The organism is Thalassobacterium maritimum (assembly GCF_031127805.1).
Classification (GTDB): domain Bacteria; phylum Verrucomicrobiota; class Verrucomicrobiia; order Opitutales; family Coraliomargaritaceae; genus Thalassobacterium; species Thalassobacterium maritimum.
On sequence record NZ_JARXHW010000060.1, the window covers coordinates 1 to 21,487 of the forward strand.

At 55.2% G+C, this 21,487-nt stretch carries 19 protein-coding genes; 2 read left to right on the forward strand and 17 right to left on the reverse strand.

All coding sequences use genetic code 11. The features are described from left to right. From QEH52_RS17240 to QEH52_RS17250, 3 genes are all read right to left on the reverse strand, one after another. Positions 1–1,141 (reverse strand): CCA tRNA nucleotidyltransferase (locus tag QEH52_RS17240; RefSeq protein ID WP_308952162.1); only part of this gene is annotated, 1,141 nt, incomplete at its 3' end. Positions 1,142–1,435: 294 nt separating this feature from the next. Then, positions 1,436–2,269: an NAD(+)/NADH kinase gene (locus tag QEH52_RS17245; protein WP_308952164.1), complete on the reverse strand. Its 834-nt coding sequence runs from the start codon at positions 2,267–2,269 to the stop codon at positions 1,436–1,438. 190 nt (positions 2,270–2,459) lie between these two features. Further along, positions 2,460–3,752, reverse strand: coding sequence for a hypothetical protein (locus QEH52_RS17250; protein WP_308952165.1), 1,293 nt, complete (start codon positions 3,750–3,752; stop codon positions 2,460–2,462). Between the two features lie 113 nt (positions 3,753–3,865). Between QEH52_RS17250 and ahr the strand changes: the two genes are divergently transcribed. Continuing rightward, positions 3,866–4,909, forward strand: coding sequence for an NADPH-dependent aldehyde reductase Ahr (gene ahr, locus QEH52_RS17255; protein ID WP_308952166.1), 1,044 nt, complete (start codon positions 3,866–3,868; stop codon positions 4,907–4,909). Here the strand turns inward: ahr and QEH52_RS17260 are convergent. From QEH52_RS17260 to QEH52_RS17305, 10 genes are all read right to left on the reverse strand, one after another. Further along, complete coding sequence (locus tag QEH52_RS17260) at positions 4,906–5,133, reverse strand: ferredoxin (RefSeq protein WP_308952167.1); 228 nt, start codon at positions 5,131–5,133, stop codon at positions 4,906–4,908. The genes ahr and QEH52_RS17260 overlap by 4 nt on opposite strands. A 41-nt stretch (positions 5,134–5,174) precedes the next feature. Continuing rightward, positions 5,175–6,407, reverse strand: coding sequence for a peptidase U32 family protein (locus QEH52_RS17265; protein WP_308952169.1), 1,233 nt, complete (start codon positions 6,405–6,407; stop codon positions 5,175–5,177). Positions 6,408–6,475: 68 nt separating this feature from the next. Beyond that, the gene (locus tag QEH52_RS17270; RefSeq protein WP_308952171.1) at positions 6,476–8,878 is read right to left on the reverse strand and encodes a heavy metal translocating P-type ATPase; all 2,403 of its coding nucleotides are present in this window, start codon (positions 8,876–8,878) and stop codon (positions 6,476–6,478) included. Positions 8,879–8,918: 40 nt separating this feature from the next. Beyond that, complete coding sequence (locus tag QEH52_RS17275; RefSeq protein WP_308952172.1) at positions 8,919–9,068, reverse strand: hypothetical protein; 150 nt, start codon at positions 9,066–9,068, stop codon at positions 8,919–8,921. Beyond that, positions 9,065–10,477, reverse strand: coding sequence for a cytochrome c oxidase accessory protein CcoG (gene ccoG, locus QEH52_RS17280; RefSeq protein WP_308952173.1), 1,413 nt, complete (start codon positions 10,475–10,477; stop codon positions 9,065–9,067). The genes QEH52_RS17275 and ccoG overlap by 4 nt, the downstream gene beginning before the upstream one ends. Positions 10,478–10,590: 113 nt before the next feature. Beyond that, positions 10,591–11,160: a c-type cytochrome gene (locus QEH52_RS17285; protein ID WP_308952174.1), complete on the reverse strand. Its 570-nt coding sequence runs from the start codon at positions 11,158–11,160 to the stop codon at positions 10,591–10,593. Then, positions 11,157–11,345, reverse strand: a complete 189-nt coding sequence (locus QEH52_RS17290) for a hypothetical protein (RefSeq protein ID WP_308952176.1) — start codon at positions 11,343–11,345, stop codon at positions 11,157–11,159. Before QEH52_RS17290 ends, QEH52_RS17285 begins: the two co-directional genes overlap by 4 nt. Before the next feature lie 55 nt (positions 11,346–11,400). Then, positions 11,401–13,767: a cytochrome-c oxidase, cbb3-type subunit I gene (ccoN, locus tag QEH52_RS17295; RefSeq protein ID WP_308952177.1), complete on the reverse strand. Its 2,367-nt coding sequence runs from the start codon at positions 13,765–13,767 to the stop codon at positions 11,401–11,403. Between the two features lie 30 nt (positions 13,768–13,797). Continuing rightward, positions 13,798–13,959, reverse strand: coding sequence for a hypothetical protein (locus QEH52_RS17300; protein ID WP_308952178.1), 162 nt, complete (start codon positions 13,957–13,959; stop codon positions 13,798–13,800). Positions 13,960–13,966: 7 nt separating this feature from the next. Beyond that, positions 13,967–14,443 carry a hypothetical protein gene (locus QEH52_RS17305; RefSeq protein WP_308952180.1) on the reverse strand — a complete coding sequence of 159 codons (477 nt, stop codon included), beginning with the start codon at positions 14,441–14,443 and terminating at the stop codon, positions 13,967–13,969. Positions 14,444–14,535: 92 nt separating this feature from the next. On the opposite strand from QEH52_RS17305, the gene QEH52_RS17310 reads away from it, so the two are divergent. Then, positions 14,536–15,468, forward strand: a complete 933-nt coding sequence (locus QEH52_RS17310; protein WP_308952181.1) for a PocR ligand-binding domain-containing protein — start codon at positions 14,536–14,538, stop codon at positions 15,466–15,468. A gap of 42 nt (positions 15,469–15,510) precedes the next feature. Here the strand turns inward: QEH52_RS17310 and QEH52_RS17315 are convergent, their stop codons facing one another. The 4 genes from QEH52_RS17315 to rpsO form a co-directional block, all read right to left on the reverse strand. Further along, complete coding sequence (locus tag QEH52_RS17315) at positions 15,511–16,467, reverse strand: sugar ABC transporter substrate-binding protein (RefSeq protein ID WP_308952183.1); 957 nt, start codon at positions 16,465–16,467, stop codon at positions 15,511–15,513. 101 nt (positions 16,468–16,568) lie between these two features. Continuing rightward, positions 16,569–17,972: a beta-N-acetylhexosaminidase gene (locus QEH52_RS17320; protein WP_308952184.1), complete on the reverse strand. Its 1,404-nt coding sequence runs from the start codon at positions 17,970–17,972 to the stop codon at positions 16,569–16,571. A 141-nt stretch (positions 17,973–18,113) separates the two neighbouring features. Further along, positions 18,114–20,288, reverse strand: coding sequence for a polyribonucleotide nucleotidyltransferase (gene pnp / locus QEH52_RS17325; RefSeq protein ID WP_308952185.1), 2,175 nt, complete (start codon positions 20,286–20,288; stop codon positions 18,114–18,116). Between the two features lie 432 nt (positions 20,289–20,720). Next, entirely contained in the window at positions 20,721–21,008 is a 288-nt protein-coding gene (gene rpsO / locus QEH52_RS17330) for a 30S ribosomal protein S15 (protein ID WP_308952186.1), read from the reverse strand. Positions 21,009–21,487: the final 479 nt, after the last annotated feature.

A 21,487-nucleotide genomic window follows, 5' to 3' on the forward strand; every position in this document is an offset into this window, starting at 1 on the left:
GGCGGCCGTTTTTGTCGGCGTGGGCGACGCGCACCAGGCGGTCGATGCGCTTGACTCTGGCAGCCAGGCGGCGGATGGCGGAGTCGCCGGCGCCGTCGCGGTAAAGGGCCAGCGGGCGCATGTGTTGCTCGACGAGTGGGAGCACTTCTTCGAAAATTTTCTTTTGGCGGGTGAGGCGCTCGAGAAAGGTTTTGGCGATCGGCACGCCGAGCACGTCGTGGCGGGGGCTGCGGATGCGGCCGTTGTCATCGGTGTAGGTGGTGTCAGGCTTGCCAAAGTCGTGGCAGAGCACGGCGAAGCCGACGACGAGGTCTTCCCATTCGTCGCCGATACGGTGGGCGGCATAGGCGTCGAGGCAGTGGCCGGTGTGGGTCCAGACATCGCCTTCCGGGTGCCATTGTGGCTCTTGTTCACAGCCGTCGAGGGCTGCTAGCTCTGGGAAATATTGTAGCCAATCGCAGTCTTTCAGGAAGTTCAGACCTTTGCGGATCTGTTGCCCTTTGAGGATGAGCTTTTTCCATTCCTCCCACAGGCGCTCCATTGGGAGGTGTTCGGGGGAGAGCTGGCGGCAGAGTGCGATGGTCTCGGGGGCGGCCGTCAGGTCGAAACGGGCGATGAATTGCATGCCACGCAGCACGCGCAGTGGGTCTTCGCTGAAGGCCTCGGAGACATGGCGTAAGCGACGCGCCTTAAGGTCGGGAATGCCATCGTAAGGGTCGAGCATGTCGCCAGTGAGCGGATCGCAGCTGATGGCGTTGATGGTGAAGTCGCGGCGTGAGGCGGCTTCCTCAGGCGACATGTGGGGATCACCTTCGACTTTAAAATCTGTGTGCTTGGGACCGATGCGGGACTCGCGGCGGGGCAGGGCGATGTCGATATCGAGCCCTTTGAGGATGAAGACACCAAAGGCACGCCCGACCGTGTCCAAGCGAAAGTGCGGCTTGAGTGCGGCTTCCACTGCGTCGGCATCGAGGCCATAGACTTCGATGTCGATATCCTTGGCGGGAATGCCGAGCAGCCCGTCGCGCACGCAGCCGCCGACCAAAAGTGCGCGGCCGCTGCCCTTTGTATCGCGCAAGATTTCAGCGACTTTAAGTAGAGCGGTTTTCTGTTTGTTTTGGATGTTGTCGAGGATGCTCAAAGGGAGTGGGCGTCTTTGACGCCAGTAGAAAGTGGAGAGTGGGGAGAGGTGCCTTCAGCACCAGTGGGAAGTGGAGAGTAGGGAGTGGAAAGTGGGAAGTTGAGTGGGGTGCCTTTGGCACCAGTGATGAGTTGCGAGTTATTTTAGTTTGTTGTTTAGGGCGTGGGTCATGCGTTTGATTTCGTTGGCGAGGTCTAGCGCTTCTTTGAGCTGGGGCTCCGTGATGTAATTTTGTATACTCATCGTAGTTACTTTCCACTTCTCGCTCCCAACTTTCTACTCCCGGCAATTCGTTTACCGAATTGTCGGGTCGCCCCAGTGGAGTTTGTCGCGGACGATGGCGAAGTGGGAGTGGTCGGGATGTTGCATGAGACGGAAACTGCGTTCGGCAACGGCGATCTCGATGGGAAAATTGTCAGCGGTGGCGAAGCGTACGCGGCCATCGATGGTGATGCGTGGACAGGGGCCTGGTTCGAGATGGGTGACGCTGATGCGCGAGGAATTATCGAAGATCACGGAGCGATTACCCAAGGTATGGGGGCAGATCGGAGTCATTGCGATGGCACTGACTTTGGGCCCGATAATTGGTCCACCAGCGGAGAGGTTATAGGCAGTCGAGCCAGTGGGGGTGGAAAAGATGAGGCCGTCGCAATGGTATTCGGAGACGGGGTTGCCGTTGGAGGATACTTGTAGGCGGATGAGGCCGCTGCCGTCGGTTTCTTTCAGCACGACGTCGTTGAGTCCTGAGATCGTTTCGCCGGCACGTGTGGTGCATTTGAGCACGGAGCGCTCTGCGATTTCGTAATGGCCTTGGATGAGTTGTGGCAGATCTCTGGCAGCTTCTTCGGCTGTGAAGGTGGCGAGGAAGCCTAGTTTGCCCATATTCACGCCGAGCACCGCGGAGCCTGATTCGAGGGCAGCATCGAGCACGCCGAGCAGAGTGCCGTCACCTCCGATTGCGCAGCAGAGATCTTGGCCCTTGAGGGCATCTGGCTGGAGCGGATACTCGCTACTAATGGTGGTTCGCACTCCTTCGCATTCGGCGATGCCTGCTAGGTAGCGAGCGGCTTCTTCGGCCCCGGGCTTGGTCGTATTGACCGCGAAGGTGATAGTTTGGATGGCTTGCATTGTAATTGCTTCGCTTGATTTCAGGAATGCGTATACCGTGGGCGGGCGGATATGGCTCGCAGGTATGTGTATTACCCTAGTTCGGTGGCTAGGCAGATCGTTTGCAAGTATTAATGGCTTGTCTGCGCTCGATGTAGCAGGAGCGTCAAACACTGTTCTATCGAGAGTCGCATGCCTGTGGGGCATCCCATTATCGGCCGCGGCCACCACCGCCAGGACCCCGACCACCGCCGCCACCTGGGCCGCCGCGGTTTTCGGCGTTTTCGAGGGTGGTGCGCTGCTCTTCAGTTAGTTCGGAGCTGTCGAGATATTCACTGAAGCTTTCGGTGTCTTGCTCCTTCCAAGTGGCGGCGACGCGCTCCATCATCCAGGTGCGTCGGCGATCGTCGTCTATGGACTCCGCCCAGGTCATGGCGCTTGCGGGGTCTTCCGCGGCGGCACTAAAGGTGTAGGTGATGACAGCGCGATCGAGCTCAGGGCTGGCTTCGAGGCTATTGAGCCATTCTGCGGAAGCGGCTAAATCGTAACGAGTCCATTCTTCGATGATGGATGCGCTGGCGCGCGCGATGGCGGGGTCGTCGGCATCCAAGCTGTCCAACCAGGCTGCGGCTTCGGCAGGGCTGCTCTCGGCCCACTCGCGGATGAGGGCATTTTTTAAATCAGCTGAAGCTTCGTCGCCGAGTGAGACGACATATTCCGCTGCGGCACTGGGGTCGAATTCGGCCCATTCGCTGACGAGGTCGCGGCGGAGGCGGTCTTTCATGTCGGGATCACTGACCAAGTCGACCGCGAGTTTGGCGGCTTCCAGGCCTCCGTTTTCAATTTGGGCTTCGAGCACTTCACCGAGTAGGCGATTTTTTAGGCGCGCATTTTCATCCATTGTGAGTGCTTGTTGAAAGGCGGCTTCCGGATTCGTCAATGCGTAGCCACGGTAGATCGCGGTCAGTTGAGAGGCGCGTGAGCGTGAGGGCTCGTTTTCTAGTGCAGTGGCGGCCCAGGCAATGGCAGCGGCGGGATCATTGCGGCCCCATACCTCGAGGATGGAAACGCGTGCGCTTTCGTAATCGCGCAAGGAGTCGATTTGAGTGGCCAGTTCCAGCGCAGCCATGGGTTCGGTTTCGGCGATCTGGCTGAGTAATTCGTTGATTAGTCGGGCGCGTTTGGGGTCCGACTTAGGCATGGCCAGGGCCTGAGTGAGTAGTTGACGGCTTTCCTCGGCGCTGAGTGTGGGAATCTCTCGCAGCATTTCTTCTAAAGAGAGTGCTTCGCCGTCGAAAAAGGCTTCCAGTTTATTGGCTTCTTCGGGCTCGGTGAGTGCTACAGTTTGAAAGCTCTGTTGCTGGGTGTTTTCGCGATTAGCCTGAGCGATCGGCGTTGTGGTGGAGGGATTGGAGGCCTCGTTGGCGCGTGATCCGACATAATATGCAGTCAGTAGGCTAACTGACCAGACTGTGACACCAAGTAGAACGGTAGATTTTTTCATAATTATTCGAGGGGAGCTTCAGATTAGAATCGCCATCATAAATGAATCGCAAGCTCTAGGCGAAAGTTTCAACTGCTTGGGGAATTTGCACTCTATCAGATTTTTGCTAGCTTATGGCTATGAATGACAATGCGACACAGACACAGACGATCCATGCTTATGCCGCGCAGCAGGCGGGCGGACCTTTAGAAAAATTTAGCTATGAAGTGGGGGATTTGAAGCCGGATGAGGTGGAAATTGATGTCTTGCACTGTGGCATCTGTCATAGCGATCTGAGTATGATCGATAATGAGTGGGGTATGTCGAAGTATCCCTTAGTTGCGGGGCATGAAGTGATCGGACGTGTCGCGGCGGTGGGGCCACAGGTCAGCCGACTGCAGCCTGGGATGACGGTGGGGCTGGGCTGGCATTCGGGCTATTGTGGGGAGTGTGCCTGTTGTCAGACAGGAGATCAGAATCTCTGTCAATCGGCGGAATCGACCATCGTCGCGCGGCATGGAGGCTTTGCGGATAAGGTGCGGGCGGATGCGGCCAGTGTGGTGGTGATCCCCGAGGGAATTGATTTAGCCGCTGCGGGACCTTTACTGTGTGGCGGCATTACCGTCTTTAACCCACTCGTGCAGTTTGATGTGCAACCGACTGACAAGGTCGCTGTGATTGGTATTGGTGGGCTCGGGCATCTCGCGTTGCAATTTCTCAATGCATGGGGCTGCGAGGTGACTGCGTTTACATCGAGTGAATCCAAGCGTCAGGAGGCGCTGGAATTGGGGGCGCATACGACGCTCAATTCGCGTGATGCTGCGGAGATCAAAGCTGCAGCCGGATCTTTTGATTTTATCATTTCGACGGTGAATGTGAAGTTGGACTGGAATTTGTATCTGAGCACATTGAAGCCCAAGGGACGGCTGCATTTCGTGGGAGCCACTTTGGAGCCATTGGAAGTGGGCGTGTTTTCCTTGATATCAGCCCAGCGCTCAATTTCGGGATCTCCCGTGGGGAGCCCGGCGACGATTGAGCAGATGTTGGATTTTGCGCGTCTGCATGAGATTCAACCCAAGGTGGAATCGTATCCAATGAGTGAGATCAATGAGGCTTTTGAACGCTTGAAGTCCGGGGATGCCCGCTACCGGATCGTGTTGTCGAATGCAGAGTCTTAATCGATTCGTATAATGTCTACTGGGCAGCCGGTGGCAGCTTGCTCCAGAGTGGCGCGGTCTTCGGCGAAGCCTTGAGCGTATTCAAATTGTGCATCACGGCGAGTCACTTGAGTGAGCTGCGCTTCGCCGTGCTCGTCCATCTGCCAATAACCGGGCGCGACTTCGGTGCAGAGGGCACAGCCGATACACTCTGGTTTTTTGTGGGCTATTTTGATGTAGGTCATACGGGATATCGTTATGAGACATGACAGGCGGGGCGCCTGTCTTACTTTGTGATGACTTCTTGTATTATGAAGAACTTGTCATTCCGGCGGACGCGTTGGTTGACTTTGAGGGCGAAGACGTCGCCGCTTTGGGCTTGGGGCACTTCACCGTCGTCGAGGCGTAAGCCCTCGATCTTGCCCTCGACCACTCCTGATGTCTCACCGATGATGACATACTCGTCGCCGACTTCGACTGCGCCGATGGCGCGAACTTCGGCCACGCCGATCTTTGAATAGTAGTGTGTGACTTCGCCGCGTAAAATTTTCTGATGGGTGGCCTTGGAGCCATAGGCATTGGACCAGCCTTGTTCGCGTCCGAGGTAGTAGCCGGAGGAGTGTCCGCGGTTGTAGACCTTTTTGAGCTCGATGATGAGTTGGTCGACGAAGGCTGGATTATAGCTGCCGTCTTGAATTGCAGTGAGTGCCTGGCGGTAGGCGCGGGTGACCAGTTTGACGTATTCCGGCGAGCGACCGCGGCCTTCAATCTTGAGTGTGTGCACGCCCGCTTCGACGACTTGGTCCAAAAACTCGATGGTGGAGATGTCGTTGGGCGAAAGGACGAAATTGTTATCGATTTTGAGTTCTTGGCCGCTCTCTTGGTCTTTGACGACGTAGCTCTTGCGGCAGTTCTGCACGCAGGCGCCACGGTTGGCGGAGGCGTTATCGGTGTAGAGCGACATGCCGCAGCGTCCGGATACAGCAATGCAGAGCGCGCCGTGTGCGAAGGCTTCGATTTCAACCAATCGTCCGGCCGGACCGCGCAAGTCGTGCTGGATGATTTGCTGATGGATTTTGCGAATCATCGATAGGTTGAGTTCTCGGGCCAGCACGATGCGGTCGCAGAATTGCGCATAGAATTTAAAGGACTCGAAGTTGGACACCGAGAGCTGGGTGGAGAGGTGGACTTCCAGTCCCAATTCACGCGCCTTTAGAATGCAGGCCATATCCGCTGCGATTACGGCATGCACCCCGTGTTGCTTGGCGGTTTCGAGCAACTTATAGCAGAGCTTTAAGTCGTGGTCGTAGAGGAGGGTGTTGAGTGTCAGGTAGCCGCGCACGCCTGCGGCGTGGCAGCGTTCCATGATCGTGGCCAAGTCGTCCACGTGAAAAGAGCGTCGCGAGCGGGCACGCATATTCAGCTGAGCCAAGCCGAAGTAAACGGCGTCGGCACCGGCATCGATGGCGGCTTGAAGGGAGGCATAGCAGCCTGCGGGAGCGAGAAGTTCTGTTTGCATAAATTTTTTTTGTAGTGGCGTGTCTTGTTACGTCCGCCGAACCAACGCGGGCGTGATAAATCACGATCCTACGTTTTTTGAGTTTGTCTACCGAGCCCTAGCCAAGCTAGGCCGAGTGTGACTAGCGAGCTGAGTGGCATGAGGATGGCAGCCATGAGTGGGTGCATGTGTCCGGCTAGGCAGATGCCGACTGCACTTATATTGTAGAGCACGGCGACTGTGAAGATGGTGGTGATGGTCAGGCGGCGGCTGGTGGCGACTTGGAAGAGCTGCGGGAGGCTGCGTAAGCTGCGGCCGAAAAAGAAAAAATCGGCGCTGGCTTCGAGGATGCTTTTATCGACTACGGGGGTGCCGCGGCAGATGGCTGCGTCGAATGCGAGGCTATCGTTGGCCCCATCGCCGATCATCAGTGCTTGCTGGGGCGCATGGGCTTCGATCCAGTTAGCTTTGTCGCGTGGGCTACACTGAGCTTTGCATTCGATGCCGAGTTGGGTGGCGATGGTTTGCACGCGCTCGGGCGCGTCGCCGCTGAGGATGGCTGTATCCATTTGCCGACTACGTATATGGTCGATGGCTTCACGGGCATCATCCCTCACGTCTTCTTGGAAGTGGAACCCTGCCACGAGTAAACCGTTTTGGCGCAGGCAAGTGTGTGGGCGGAGTGGCGAGCTTTCAGCTTGCTGGTACTCACTGCGACCAGCTGGAAGCTTGGCAGTCCGCCAATCAGGCTTGCCGAGGGTCCATTCGTTGCCGCCGGCGTCTTTCCACGCCACACCTTGACCGATGCTTTCCTCGACCAAGGCTGCGCTGTTGTCGCTGCGAAGCTTGGGGAATGCGGCCAGTAGTGCTTCGCGCAGCGAGCGTGCGATGGGGTGTCGGTTGTGCTCGACGAGCTGCTGAAGTGCTTGCGCAGCCAGTGGATCGAGCTCTTTGATCGCAGCTGTATTGAGTAGGCGTGGGATATCCATCGTCAGTGTGCCGGTTTTATCAAACACCACGGTGCGGACTTGACGCAGGCGCTCCCAGATCTGTGCGCTTTTGATAAACAGCCCACTGCGACGGAGGCGGGCATTAGCAAATTCGTCGCACATCGGCAGGGCGACGCCGAGCGCGCAGGGGCAGGAAACAATGAGCACGGAGATGAGCACTTGGGTGGACTTGAGCCAATCGCCGGATGTGAGTAGCCAGCTCAAGCTGCCGATGGCCGCGACCACCAGGACGGATGCGATATAATATTTTAGCACCGTCTGTAAGCGTCTTTCCTGAAAGCCATCTTCAGGGCGCTCCAGTAGCTGAGCCAGGAGGCTGTCGTCCCAAGCCTCGCGAGCGCGGAAGCGTAGGCTGTGTAAGCCGACGTTGATCGCGCCTGCCGGGGCGGTGCGATTCTGTGGCCACGTGACAGGGTCGGCTTCGCCATTGATCCATTCTAAGCTGAGGCTGCCTTGCGCATCCAAGGGATCGGCTGCGACAGGATTGATTTCGCCGGGCGCGACGCTGTATTGCAGTTGTGCGGTGATTTGACTGGCTGGAATACTTTGCCCGTCTTGGGCGCCACCGATGAGAGTCACATTGCGCGGGCCTGCTTTTTGGCGTTGCAGGTGCGAGCGGTTTTTTTCCAGCGCGTATTCCTGTAGCCAACGTCCCAGTAGCATGAGGAAGACGAAGGTGGCGACGAAATCAAAATAGATTAGGCTTACATAGCCGGTTGCCCAGCCCAGCAGGGAGCCGATGTAGCCCGCCAGTAAACCCGCAGCGATGGGCAGATCGATGTGCAGCACCCGGTTACGTGCGGCCTGCCATGCGCGTTGGATGAAGTAGCCGCCGCCGGTGATGAGGCTGAGGGTGGCAAAGGTCGCCCCCAGGAGTTGAAAGAGTGGGGCTAGAAAAAAGTCACCGCCCATGCCGAGATAGGCCGGCAGGGTAAACAGCATGGTGTTGAGGAGAAAGAAGCCGCAGAGCCCGAGACGGTGGATGATTTGACGACTGCCCGTATTCGCCTGAGGATCTTCAGTGTAGAGGGTGAGCCGATAACCGATTTTTTGGATTTCCTGTGCAAAGTCCGCCACATTGAAATGCCCGCGTTGCCAATACATCTCGATGGCGCTGGCACGTGGGTCGATTCGAACACGGGCACTGCCTGGTTGACGTTGGAAGATGGCTTCAATTAACCACACGCAACCGATACAGCTAATGCCTTCCAGACTGAAGCGAGTGTGCGCGACAGGCTTTTCGCAGTTGGCTTCGACGCGTTTGAGCTCAGCGATCAAGGGCGCGACCTCAGCTTCGGTGAATGCCTTGGAGCCGACGGGCGGCACCGCGGTGTTTCCCTTGAGTTCATAGAAACGAGTCAGGTCGTTTTCGCTCAGCACTTGCGCGACATATTCGCAGCCATGGCAGCAGTAGCTTTCCTTCGCCCGAGGAGTGAAGGGCGTGCCGCAGTGGGCACAAATAGCTTTGGTGGCGGTGGACATTTTCTCGTTGAGATCAGACGGATCGGTCTGATCCGGCCGATCATCTCTCGCTTTCGATTTCAATCGTTTCAACGGGATTTTCTTTAGCTATTTTGATCAGGATCGTCCATGCGATGATGACCAGAATGAAGGCGAGGGTCACAGGAATCCACAGGGACCAGGCAAATTTCTTTTTCTTGGGCGTGCTCATTTTGCTGCTGAGTGTTCTTTCCAAAGTCGTGCGTTGGGACCTAGGAATTCCGCTTCGCGAGTCATGATGACTGTCTCCCCATCAGGCGCGAGTAGAGAGAGCGTTAAGGGGAACTGTCCGCTGTAGTGCGCGCGTGGGACAGATATGATGACCGGGCGCACTTCTTCGCCCATGGGCGGCACAGTGATGCCGTCTTCGTTGCCTTCCATTGTATAGGTCTGGCCTTCAGCGGCGCTGATTATGCGATAGGTCTTGGTTTCGTTGGTCTTATTGATCACCCGCACCATGTATTGATTGCGCACGCCCGCATCGCTTAGGAAGTAGGGGGCGCCGGACATGCGCACGACATTCATATTAGCGCTGCGCAGTTGCATGGCGGAGAGTGTAAAGGCTGCTGCCCCGATGAGCATCAGTGCGGCGTAGATAAAAGTGCGTGGGCGTAAGTAGCGCCGCTTTTGGCCTGCGAGGCCATTTTGTGAGTCGTAGCGGATTAGACCTTTGGGACGGTTCAGCTTGGCCATGATTGTATCACAAGCGTCGATACAGTTGGCGCAGCCGATGCATTCCATTTGCAGGCCCTGGCGGATGTCGATGCCCGTGGGGCAGACCTGCACACAGCGGGTGCAATCCACGCAGTCGCCGATGTCTTTCTTTTTCGCTGAACCGCGGGGTTCGCCGCGCTTTTCATCGTAGCCGATAATGAGTGTGTCATCGTCGATCAAGGCGGATTGCAGGCGACCGTAAGGGCAGATGACCAGGCATAGCTGCTCGCGGAACCAGGCGAAATTGACGAAGATTATGCTGCTAGCGATGAAGACAAATAAGAAGGCGCCCCAGTGCTCTTTCGGGCTGCTCGTCATCCAGTGATAGAGCTCGGGAATCGAAATGAAGTAGGCGAGGAAGAGGTGCGCGATCAGCGCCGAGAAGGCGAAAAAGATGCCATTCTTTACGACACGTTTGATGATCTTTTCGTTATCCCATGCTTGCTTGTCCAATTTCTTGCGAGCAGCTGCGTCGCCCTCAATCCAGCGTTCGATACGGCGATAGACATGTTCCAAGAAGACCGTTTGCGGGCAGGCCCAACCACACCATACGCGACCGAGCAGTGCTGTGATGAAGAAGAGTGTGAAGCCCAGGCCCGTGATGAAGAAAAACGCCATCCACAGGTCTTGAGCTGCGAAGCTAAGGCCGAATAGGTGGAAGCGGCGATTGAGCACATCCAGGAACACGGCCGGGTGACCATTGATCGGTATCCATGGCAGGGATACGTAGATGCCGATCAGTAGCAGCGCGAAGATGCGACGGTAGGTGGTGAAGAAACCCTTAACGTCGGCTGGATGCAGAAACTTACGCGAACCATCCTGGTTGATGGTCGTTGGCGTGGCACGTGATGGCTGATTGGGCTTCATGATATGGGGTGAACATCGAACACCGAAGGTCCAATATCCAATTCTGAATGCAGAGCTTGTTTGAGAGGACTTATTCGATGTTCAATGTTCGGTGTTGAGTGTTCGATTTTTTTTTATGGCTTCAGCCCTGGGTTTTTGCTCAAGACAAAAGCGACCACTTCGGCGATACGCTTTTGGCCCAGTTGGCTCTCCCAGGCTTGCATGCCTTTTTCAGGCACGCCATGAGCAATCGTATTATAGATTTCGGAGGGGTTGGAGCCGTGCACCCACTCCTCGTCGACTAGGTTGAAGCCGATGCCGCCTTGTAGCTCCTTGCCATGACAGGCCACGCAGTTGGTCATGAAGGTGTTTTCACCCGCGCTGACGAATTGTGCGGTACCCGCCATCTCGAAGAAGAGATCGTCGTTGGTGACGTCGATCGAATTCGCCAGGCGCTTGGCCGCGACCGCTTGTAGTTGCGCTTCGAGCTCTTGGTGCGCGCTGCCGTTAAAACTGCGATCATCCAGCACCAGCCAATAAACAATGGAGAAGGCGATCACACTGAAGAGGATGCACAGCCACCAGAAGGGGAGGCGTTGATCATACTCCTGGATGCCGTCGACTACGTGGTCGCGCAGAATGACCCCTTCGGGCAGGTCCTCTTGTTTGACGAGGTGAGAGTCTTTATGGTCGTCTGTGCTCATTTGCTAGCTACTTGAGTGTTCGCGTTGTCTCCGTCTTCGAGCGGGAGGTTCTCCATGTGGTGAACGGTGGTCTTTTTAAGGAGCAAGGCTCGCACAACGATGGCGAGGAAGACGCCAAAGGTGAGCCAGAAGGAGATGAGTGGCACGATGCTGGTCCAATCGTCGTAGATGATTCGTTTAAACATGACTTTTAGAATTTGGAATTAGTAACTAATACTTACGAATGAGTGAATGGGCGGACTATTCTGCGGAATCGCCCGTTTCTGTGTAGGTGCCCAGTTTTTGTAGGTAGGCGATGAGGGCGACGATTTCGCGGTCAGGTTCGGTGAAGGCGCCCTTTTCGGCCAGGCGTTCGACGATGCCAGCGGCTTGTTCATCGACCTGGGCTTGGATTTCCTCTTCGGAGAGATCGATCGGGTAAGGCACCCCTAGCATGCGCATGGCATGGATTTTATTGGGCAATTGGCTGACCTTGATCGGCTTTTCGAAGAGCCATGGGTAGTTGGGCATGTTGGAGCCCGGTGAGATGTCACGCGGATTTAGCATGTGCCAGTAGTGCCAGTCGTCAGAGCGGTGGCTGCCTTCACGGGCGAGGTCAGGACCCGTGCGTTTGGAGCCCCATTGATAAGGGAAGTCGTAGATCGACTCGCCCAGGTGGGAGTAGCCGCCCCCTTGGCCACTGTTGCCATAGCGCATGACATCGGGCACCAGGGTGCGGATCATTTGTGAGTGGCAGTTATAGCAGCCTTCGCTGACGTAGATATCACGACCGGCGAGTTCGAGTGGTGTATAGGGCACTTGAATACGGCCTTCGATGTTGTCCGCGCGTTGCACAGTAACAGTCGGGATGATTTGGATCGCCCCACCGATGGCTGCCGCAATGATCGTCAAGACACTAAAGCCAAAGCTATGGCTGAGGAGCTCTTCGAACCAGTCGTTCCAGCTAGCCTTGGACACTTCAAAGTGGGCGATGGCCACAATGATAAAGACGATGGTCAAGAACATGCCAAAGATGAAGAGCGCTCCATTGCTGAAGATGGATAGGCAGACCGAGAAGATGATCAGGCCAGAGTAAATGACAGGAGCCGAGAGGAAGGTCGAGAAACGTTTGTCGGTGTCGGACTCAGTTTGAGTGGCGACTTCCACGGTGCCGTTGACAGCTTGACCACTGCGGGCGGTTTTCCAGATGTTGTAGGCCAGCATAAAGAAGCCGATCAAGTAGAGGCCGCCACCGATGGCGCGGAAGAGCATGACCGGGCGGATCGCTTGTAAGGTGTCCAGGAAATTAGGATACTGCAGGACGGTGCCGCCCTCTGTGGTGGCGTTGAGCATGAGGCCCTGTGTGATACCAGAGACCCACATCGAAGCCACGTAGAGTAGGATGCCCACCATGCCGAGCCAGAAGTGAGCGTTGGCCAATGTCGTGGAATAGAGTTTGGTATTCCACAGGCGTGGTGCCAGCCAGTAGAACATACCCGCAGCGAGGAATCCGTTCCAACCGAGGGTGCCGGCGTGCACGTGTCCGACGGTCCAGTCGGTATAGTGCGATAGGGCATTGACAGCTTTGATCGAAAGCAGGGGCCCTTCGAAGGTGGCCATGCCGTAGAAGGTGACGGCTGCGGCAAAGAATTTAATGATCGGGTCGGTCAGTAGCTTGTCCCATGCGCCCCGCAGGGTGAGCAGACCATTGAGCATGCCGGCCCAAGAGGGCGCCCATAGCATGAGTGAGAAAATCATGCCCAGTGATTGTAGCCACTCGGGCAGGGCAGTGTTGAGCAAGTGGTGCGGACCCGCCCAGATGTAGATGAATACCAGTGACCAGAAGTGGATGATCGACAGACGATAGGAGTAGACCGGACGATTCGCTGCCTTGGGCACGAAGTAATACATGATGCCCAGCATCGGTGTGGTGAGGAAGAACGCCACCGCGTTGTGCCCATACCACCACTGGACCAGCGCGTCTTGCACGCCTCCAAAGATCGGGTAGCTGTGAGTGAAGCTGGTTGGGATCGAGAGGTGATTGACCACATAAAGCATGGTGATCGTTACGATGGTCGCGATGTAGAACCAGAGCCCCACGTAGAGCGACTTCTCATTGCGCTTTGCCAGCGTCCAAAAGAAATTGGCGGCGAAGACCAGCCAGATGACAGCGACCAAAATGTTGATTGGCCAGATCAGTTCCGCGTATTCTTTACCCCGAGTGTAGCCCGCGGGCAGGGTGATGGCGGCGCAGACAATGATAAATTGCCAGCCCCAGAGGTTAATCTTGGTGAGCAGGTCGGATGCCATGCGCACACGGCAGAGTCGCTGAGTCGAGTAGTAGATGCCGGCAAACATCATATTACCCACGAAGGCGAAAATCGCAGCATTGGTATGCAGTGGACGTAGGCGTCCGAAAGTCAGGAACTCCACGCCCTCACTTTTGAGCCACCCGAATGTGATCCATTCGAGGAACTTTCCGTTCATTTGCCAGTAGTTCAATTGGGTGGCGATCAAGACGCCTGCGCCCATGCCGACCAGGCCCCAGAAAATGGAGGCGATCATGAACTTCCTTACGGAGTCGTCATCGTAGACGATAGTCGTGTTTTTTGTGTTGTTTGTATTCATCTGCGTTAAATGTAAGTCGTCGCTGTGAGTTTAGCGGTGGAGGGCATTTTTAGGGATTTCAGAGTCGAATGGGCGCAGGGCATCCTGCTCCGGAGAGCCGAGGCCCTGTGTGCGTCGTTCGCGAACGAAGAAGAGTAGAAAGAGCGAAGCGAGTAGTAGGCTCAGGAAGACGGTGAGTATGAGGACGTTCATGGAAGTATTAATTGTGTGCGACAAATGGGCAGTCGTTGCGGAAGGTTTTGTGTAGGCAGAGTTTGATTTCTTGATTGAAGAAAATGGAGAGCGCGTGGTTGATTAAATCTTGTGAGCATTCGCGATCGAGCAGGCTGAACTCGTGTTCCGCATCCCACTCATCGTCGAAGACAGACATAAAGGCGTGCAAGCCAGAGTCGTGTAGTTCCAGACAGACCCGTCCGCCGAAGCAGCGCTCGCGGCAGTCGCATGTGATGCCGAGAAACTTATTTAGATGGAGCACTCGAGGGTTTTTGCCTGCAGCAGGCCCGTTTTCTATCAAATCGAGAACTGCATCCAGCGCCTTGGTAAAGAACTCATAGGGCACAACGCCGCTTTCCTGCCCCTTCGATTCGATGGGGGCAGGTATTTCCACTTCAGTTAACCAGTTCTCAATGATTTGATCACGGTTATCACGAAGGTAGCTGACCAAGCGTGCATGCATGGCTTGATTATTACAGATCAGGGGCTAGGCTGTCTCAGCATATTGCGCATAAGACTGCGCATATTCTGCAAAAAACACTTTTTTCTCCTGATATGCTCACCGAAACCTGTCATTCCGATTCTGATTCAACCTGCGCGCCCAGTGGTGCAGGTCGTTCTGTGGTCGACCGGTTGAGTGAATCGCAACTCTATCGAGACTACGAGCAGGCCTTTCGAGCGGCCACCGGGCTGCCCTTGGCGATTCGTCCGGTAAAGGCCTATGAGAATGCATTGAAGAGTCGCGAGGGCGGGAACCCATTTTGCATGTTGCTGGCGCAGACCAATGCCGGTTGTGCGAATTGCATTAAGATGCAGGCCGACTTGGAGCAGAAGGCCGGCATGGAGCCTAAATCGCTGCATTGTTTTGCCGGGCTATGCGATAGTGCCGTGCCAATTCGGGTCGGCGGTGAGTTGATTGCATTCCTGCAGACCGGGCAAATTCTCTTACACCAACCGAATCAGCAGGAGTTTTCTCGCACCACCAAGCAGTTGCTCGCTTGGGGGAGTGAGGTGAATTTAAAGGCCTTGGAAGAAGCTTATTTTCAGACCAAGGTCTTCAATCCAGAGCAGTACGATGCCATGTTGCGGCTGTTGTCGACCTTTGCTGAGCACCTCGCGACTATCAGTAATAGTATCGAGCCCGAGCAGTCGCTCGCCGCGGCCGATCCAGAAGATCAAGTGGTGAGCCGCGCCAAGAAATATATCAGCGAGCGCTTCAATGAGCGGATCAGCTTGGACGAAGCCGCGCAGGCCGTGAATGCCAGCACGCGTCATTTTTGCAAGGTGTTCAAGCAAGCCACAGGCATTACTTTTACCGATTATTTGGCGCGCACCCGCGTGGAGAAGGCCAAGCACCTATTGCAAAATCCGCATCTCCGCGTGAGCGAGATTGCCTTTGAGACAGGTTTCGACTCCATTTCGCAGTTCAATCGTTCCTTTAAGCGTATTGCCGGCATGTCGCCGACTCAGTTTCGTAGCGAGGCTTAGTGGCTGCTTTAGAGCGCTTTGGATCTTAAAGATGGGTGGCTGCTATTTTAGCCACTGTTTCCAGTTGTTACGATAGGCTTCGACATTACGCCAATCGACGATTCGGGGAGTGGTGCGCATAATGGGCTTTTCAGGTGATTGGCCATTGTGCAGCTTTTCTATCATAGTTGTGACACTCTGTACTCCCCATTGGTAATAGGGGTGCACTACCAGTGCATCGAGGTAGCCTTGGTCCACATACATAAAAGCCGAGGGTGAAGATTGGATCGCGACCACGGGGAGCTCATGAGGCTTCCAAGGTAGGGCAGGCATGCCCAGTAGCGGCCAATCCTCTAAAAAGACCCATCCCTTGATCAAATCGTTGCGATCAGCCTCTTCTGCGGCAACGATCGCGGCTATGGCGGATTGGTAATCGGGTGCTGTCGTGATGGTGCTTTCAATACGACGGTAGCTGAGCACTTCACGTAGGCCTTGCATTCGCTGCTGCAGTTCTGGGCTAGGATCATCGCTGGTCAGTATGGCTACGCGCCCTTTAGTGGGTAGTTTTTTTAAGATCTCGCGCCCCGCCATGCGCCCAGCTTCTACTTCATCCGCTAGCACCGATGCAAGTACGGGAATTTCTGGCAGTTGAGTTTCAAAATACACCAGCTCTTCTCCTTGCTCTAGGGCAAACTCGATCGATGCGCGCACGGTTTCGCTGTCTTGGGGGCTGATGATGAGTCCGTCAGCGTCCTCAATGAAAAGTTCGGCCAATGAGGTCACTTGGCTGCCTCCTTGCGCTTGGTTGGGTGTTAAAATCACCAGTTCTACATCGATGGAATATTTACGACTCAGTTCTAAGGTGGCTGCTTGAGCTCCTTCGTGTGCGGCTTGGTAAATGGCATCTTCCTGGTCACGCCCGATTATACCAATTTTATATTCGCCCAAGAGTTCGCGGTTTTGCGCCGAGAGAGCGGTGCCCCATAAGGCTAGGGCTAAAATGGAGAGTCGTTGCAGCATAAGTTAAGCAGAGTAGGAATGTATGTAGACAGTTGGCAATTGGTTTTGTTCAAGCAGACATACGATCGTGTTGATCCTATGTGTAAGGCATGGATGCCACTTTAGTGGCCTGCCAGTGCGTGCTTCATTTGCGCCAAGCTTTCGGCCAGCCCTCCTTCGCGACTGTGGCGTCGCCATTCGCTGGCGAAGTCTTCCATCAATGTGGCTTGATCTTCGCTAAGAGCGGATCTGAGGCAACGCTCGAGGCTTGTACGGTTGAGGCGTAGCGCGAGCTCGATCTCGGGGGCTAGGCCGTTGCTCGAAATTGCATTCATGGCATGGCTGCAAATTTGTAGCTCTTCTTCGTTGGTTAGGGGCAATATGGCATTGGCTAACTCGTTGTGGCTGGCAAAGAAAGCACTGTGGAGCATACTGTTGGGTGGGGCGGGTTGTGGCAGCATTCCGTCAATGCGGCCGAGTGCACAGAGTGCTGCGCCGTTACCGGAAGTTTGTTTAGCGAAGAATACACGGTCGATGGTAGCAGCAAGTTCGGCCTCGCTGAGTGCTTGGCCATGACAGGCAGCTGCAGCGACAACGAGAGACGGGTAGAGCGTGACCCATGGTTGATGGTGCCCATTGTCGCCCCACGCGGTCAGTAGTAGACCGCGGGCACCATGGGCGCGGCCCTGTTCGGCTGCGAGTTGAATATTGGCTTCCGCCACATCGAGACGGCCGGAGAACGAGTTCCAATTGCCCGCGCCAGGCGCTACGTAGAATTGATCACGAAAGCCAGCTTCGAGGACGGTCTGGCATTGCTTTTCAAAAGGAGAGTCGGCCTCGTAGCCCCAAATGACTGGAATTACATTTTTAGGGAGTTCTGGAACCAAGTCGGGGCGTTCCATAATGATGTCGGCCCAAAATTGTGGGGTCTTTCCATGTTTGTTTGTCAAGGCGAAGAGTTGGTTCATGAACTCGAGATAGACTCGGTGCTTTCCTTCGCTTTGAACGCGAGGGGCGCTGCGGCCTTTGCCGAGTTCCCATGGCTCGTCGCCGCCGATGTGTAATTGTTGTGATGTGAAATGAGGTAAAAGCTCTTGGTAGAGCGTATCCATAAATTTGGCACTGTTTGAGTCGGGGTAGAGGGTACTACCAAACTCTCGCCAGCCCGACCATGGGTGTTCGAAACCATCAGGGCATTCTGCCAGTGGCTTGTAGGCTTCATGGCGCAGCCAGCGCTCCATGTGACCGAAAGAGTTTTGATTGGGTACCAGCTCGATGCCTCGCTCAGAACAGTAGATGTCCAGCGCACGAATTTCTGCGCCAGTCATGGGAGAGGCGTTTCGCCATACTGTTTCGTGCTCGGTGTAGGCAAAAGTGTGCTCTGTGTAGAGTTGCAGTTCGTTATACTGCAGAGTCGCCAGCGCGTCGACTAAGTGATAGAGAGTAGACATCGTGGGCACACGGTTGCGACTGATGTCGAGCATCAGCCCGCGACGTTCAAAGAGGGGAGTCGAGTGGAAAGTCATTTCGCACAAGAATGATTGTGAGCGGGATGTAATTACAAGCTTCGCGTGGTCCTTTTAATGCACAAAAAAAGCGGCCGCCTATCGGCGACCGCTTTGGAGAATTTTGCAATGTCATGCGTGCGGCTCGGGCCGCTCACATGATTATTCTGCAGCTTTTTCTTCGCTGGATTCTTCAGCTGCTTCGGGGGCTTCCTCTTCGGCAGCTTCCTTAGCTTCTTCGAGTGCAGCCTTGCGGGAGAGGCGAACCTTGCCCTTTTCAACGCCGATGCATTTGACGACCATTTCGTCGCCCAGCTTGCAGATGTCTTCGGTCTTTTTGACGCGGAAGTCAGCCAGCTCGGAGATGTGCACCAAACCTTCTTTACCAGGTAGGCATTCGACGAATGCGCCGAAGTCCTTTACGCCGCGAACGATGCCACGGTAGGTCTTGCCGACTTCGATTTCAGCGGTGCAGGCATCGACTTCCATGATCGCGCGGTCCATGGATTCTTTGTCGGTTGCGAAGATGAGCACTTGGCCTTCGTCGTTGATGTCGACTTGGGCGCCGGAAACTTCAGTGATGCGGCGGATGTTTTTACCACCGGGGCCGATGAGAGCACCGATCTTCTCGGGAGAGATCTTGATGGTGTGGATGCGTGGTGCGTGCTCACGCAGATCCTTGCGGGACTCAGGCATGTGCTCGGACATGATCGCGAGGATCTTCATACGAGCGTCGCGGTTTTGCTTGATCGCTTCGAGTGTGATGTCGAAGGGCAGGCCGCTGATCTTGAGGTCGAGTTGGAAGCCTGTGATACCGTCTGGAGTACCAGCAATCTTGAAGTCCATGTCACCGAAGTGGTCTTCTGCACCGAGGATGTCGGTCAGGATGACGCTCTTAGTGATCTTGCCGTTTTCGTCCTTTTCAGTCACGAGACCAGTGGAGATACCCGCACAAGGTGCGGTGATCGGCACACCAGCATCCATGAGAGACAAGCAACCACCACAGATGGAAGCCATCGAAGTGGAGCCGTTCGAGCTCATCACTTCAGACACTACGCGGATGGCGTATGGGAACTCGTCTTCTGGAGGAAGGATCGGCAGGAGTGAACGCTCTGCAAGGGCACCGTGACCGATTTCGCGGCGACCGGTGAATCCGAAACGACCCGCTTCACCCGTGGAGAACGGAGGGAAGTTGTAGTGCAGGATGAAAGACTTGCTAGTGGCGCCGCCAGTAAGACCGTCGATGTCTTGTGTGTCACGGCTGGTGCCGAGTGTCGAGATGACGAGGGCTTGTGTTTCACCGCGGTTGAAGATTGCGGAACCGTGCACGCGTGGTAGCACGCCTGACTCGCAAGAAATGGTGCGAAGGTCCTTTGCACCGCGACCATCGACACGCTTGCCTGTGTCCAGGATGTTTTGACGGTAGAGCTTTTCTTGGATTTCGTCGAAAGCGCGAGCGACGTCGTCGCCCTTTACGTTTTCAGCGCCAAGCTTGGCTTCAAGAGCTGCAGTGGTTTCCTTGGCGATCGCTTCGATCGCAAGCTTGCGCTCGGTGTAGCTATCGTGGCCGAGGGCTTCCTTCACCTTGTCAGCGGCGTGTTCTTCGCAGAAGTCAGTGACTTCCTTAGGAGTCAGCACGAGTGGGAATTCCTTCTTTTCCTTGCCGGCTAGCTTCGCGAGCTCACGTTGAGCGGCGATGATGGGCTGGATGGCCTTTTGGCCGTATTCAAGAGCTTCGTAGAAACGCTCGTCGGAGATGAACTCAGCAGAACCTTCGATCATCAACATTTCGGTTTCGGAGCCGACGTAGATGAGGTCGAGGTCGGAATCGAGCATCTCATCGTGGTTCGGGTTGGTGACGAATTCGCCATCAATTTGACCGACGCGCACACAGCCAACAGGGCCATTCCAAGGGATGTCGGAGATTAGAGTGGCAGCAGATGCGGCGTTGACCATGAGCACATCCGGCTCGTTGAGTTGGTCAGTGGAGAGCAGCAGGCCGATGACTTGAACTTCGTTCATGAAGCCCTTCGGGAAAAGCGGGCGAAGGGGACGGTCGCAGAGGCGAGATGTCAGGATTTCCTTCTCAGAAGGCTTGCCTTCACGTTTGAAGTAGCCACCTGGGAATTTACCACCTGCGGAGAATTTCTCGCGGTAGTCCACAGTCAGGGGGAAAAAGTCTTGTCCGGGGCGGAGTGCGGAAGCTGCGGTGGCTGAAACGAAGAGTTCAGTTTCGCCGGAGCGGATGGTCACAGCGCCACTTGCGAGGCCTGCGAGGGTACCTGTTGCGAACTCGATATCGAGCCCTTCAACTTTTACGTTATGTTTTTGTTTCATATCTTTGTCTTGTTTTTGCTTTATGCATTCAAAACGACAGTTCTGGGGTCGGACCTTACTTTGTCGCTCGCGGCTCGAATCGGTCGAGTCGCTCGGATGAAAAATGGGGGAGGCACTTCGAACATCGAACGTTCAACGTCCAATATTGAATTATGATTGTGGTGAGGTATGTGACCTTCAGCTCTTAATCTGACTCCTAATCGTAATCCTCTTTCTTTCAGTCGGGACTTTACTTGTGAAGACCGCAATGGTGAGACGAGTGCTCGGCGGGCGTTTACCCAAGGGGCATAAAACACAAGTCGCGCCCCTAGATTCAGAGGATTACGATTAAGATTATGATTAAGAACGAAAGTTCTGGGGTGGGGTGGTGGGGTTGTTAAAGTAAAATGCCGGACCTCCATAGATGAGGTCCGGCATTTGAAAAGTAATTTGCTATCGGCGAAGACCTAGCTTTTCGAGAATCGCAGTGTAGCGATTGAACTCGGTGCGCTTGAGGTAGTCGAGAAGCTTACGGCGACGTGCTGTCATCGCGATCAGACCACGGCGAGAGTGGTAGTCTTTGCGGTTTGAGCGAAGGTGCTCGGTGAGGTGCTTGACGCGTGCTGTGAGCAGCGCGATTTGGACCTCGGATGAACCGGTGTCGCCTTCTTTAAGACCGAACTCTTTGATGATCGCTGCTTTATCGATTGTTGTGTCCCCTACGGGTGCTGATTTTGCCATTGTATTTGATTTTGTGTATCACGACTGAGGGCTTCGAGTTGTCGAAACCGTCCAAACCGCCACTGAGCCGTCTGAACCGTTGAACTCTCCCCATCCATCTGGAGGAAAGAGCAGTCGAGGAGCGGGCTCTTCGCAGAGCGCGCTCTAACGCTGAAGGGCAGGAAGATGCGCGTTCGAGGCCGGGGTGCAAGTAAAAAGTGGGGTGATTGTTGAGCATTTCCGGTGAGCGTGCGCGTGTGATGCCCAGCGGCAGTGCTGAGTGGAGCACTATCGTGAATGTAGCGCGGCTTGCCGGGCGTAGCTCGAAGAGCGAAGCCTGGAGCGCGAAAGGAGTTGATAGGTGCGTCTGGAGTGTGCCCAGCATGGGCACGGTGTAAATGTGGCTAAAGTCCACTATAGTAAGAACTAATATATGAATAATGAAAAGAACTATTACCAGAGGCCAAGGGCGTAACCGTGAGGTTGGGTCTGAAGGAAGG

Coding starts and splice junctions, on each gene's coding strand:
- QEH52_RS17285 (WP_308952174.1), bottom strand. CDS start 11,160: ATGAGCACAGACGACCATAAAGACTCTCACCTCGTCAAACAAGAGGAC.
- pnp (WP_308952185.1), bottom strand. CDS start 20,288: ATGAAACAAAAACATAACGTAAAAGTTGAAGGGCTCGATATCGAGTTC.
- ccoG (WP_308952173.1), bottom strand. CDS start 10,477: ATGAAGCCCAATCAGCCATCACGTGCCACGCCAACGACCATCAACCAG.
- rpsO (WP_308952186.1), bottom strand. CDS start 21,008: ATGGCAAAATCAGCACCCGTAGGGGACACAACAATCGATAAAGCAGCG.
- QEH52_RS17250 (WP_308952165.1), bottom strand. CDS start 3,752: ATGAAAAAATCTACCGTTCTACTTGGTGTCACAGTCTGGTCAGTTAGC.
- QEH52_RS17300 (WP_308952178.1), bottom strand. CDS start 13,959: ATGAACGTCCTCATACTCACCGTCTTCCTGAGCCTACTACTCGCTTCG.
- QEH52_RS17320 (WP_308952184.1), bottom strand. CDS start 17,972: ATGACTTTCCACTCGACTCCCCTCTTTGAACGTCGCGGGCTGATGCTC.
- QEH52_RS17245 (WP_308952164.1), bottom strand. CDS start 2,269: ATGCAAGCCATCCAAACTATCACCTTCGCGGTCAATACGACCAAGCCC.
- QEH52_RS17290 (WP_308952176.1), bottom strand. CDS start 11,345: ATGTTTAAACGAATCATCTACGACGATTGGACCAGCATCGTGCCACTC.
- QEH52_RS17305 (WP_308952180.1), bottom strand. CDS start 14,443: ATGCATGCACGCTTGGTCAGCTACCTTCGTGATAACCGTGATCAAATC.
- QEH52_RS17270 (WP_308952171.1), bottom strand. CDS start 8,878: ATGTCCACCGCCACCAAAGCTATTTGTGCCCACTGCGGCACGCCCTTC.
- QEH52_RS17310 (WP_308952181.1), top strand. CDS start 14,536: ATGCTCACCGAAACCTGTCATTCCGATTCTGATTCAACCTGCGCGCCC.
- ccoN (WP_308952177.1), bottom strand. CDS start 13,767: ATGAATACAAACAACACAAAAAACACGACTATCGTCTACGATGACGAC.
- ahr (WP_308952166.1), top strand. CDS start 3,866: ATGGCTATGAATGACAATGCGACACAGACACAGACGATCCATGCTTAT.
- QEH52_RS17265 (WP_308952169.1), bottom strand. CDS start 6,407: ATGCAAACAGAACTTCTCGCTCCCGCAGGCTGCTATGCCTCCCTTCAA.
- QEH52_RS17260 (WP_308952167.1), bottom strand. CDS start 5,133: ATGACCTACATCAAAATAGCCCACAAAAAACCAGAGTGTATCGGCTGT.
- QEH52_RS17275 (WP_308952172.1), bottom strand. CDS start 9,068: ATGAGCACGCCCAAGAAAAAGAAATTTGCCTGGTCCCTGTGGATTCCT.
- QEH52_RS17315 (WP_308952183.1), bottom strand. CDS start 16,467: ATGCTGCAACGACTCTCCATTTTAGCCCTAGCCTTATGGGGCACCGCT.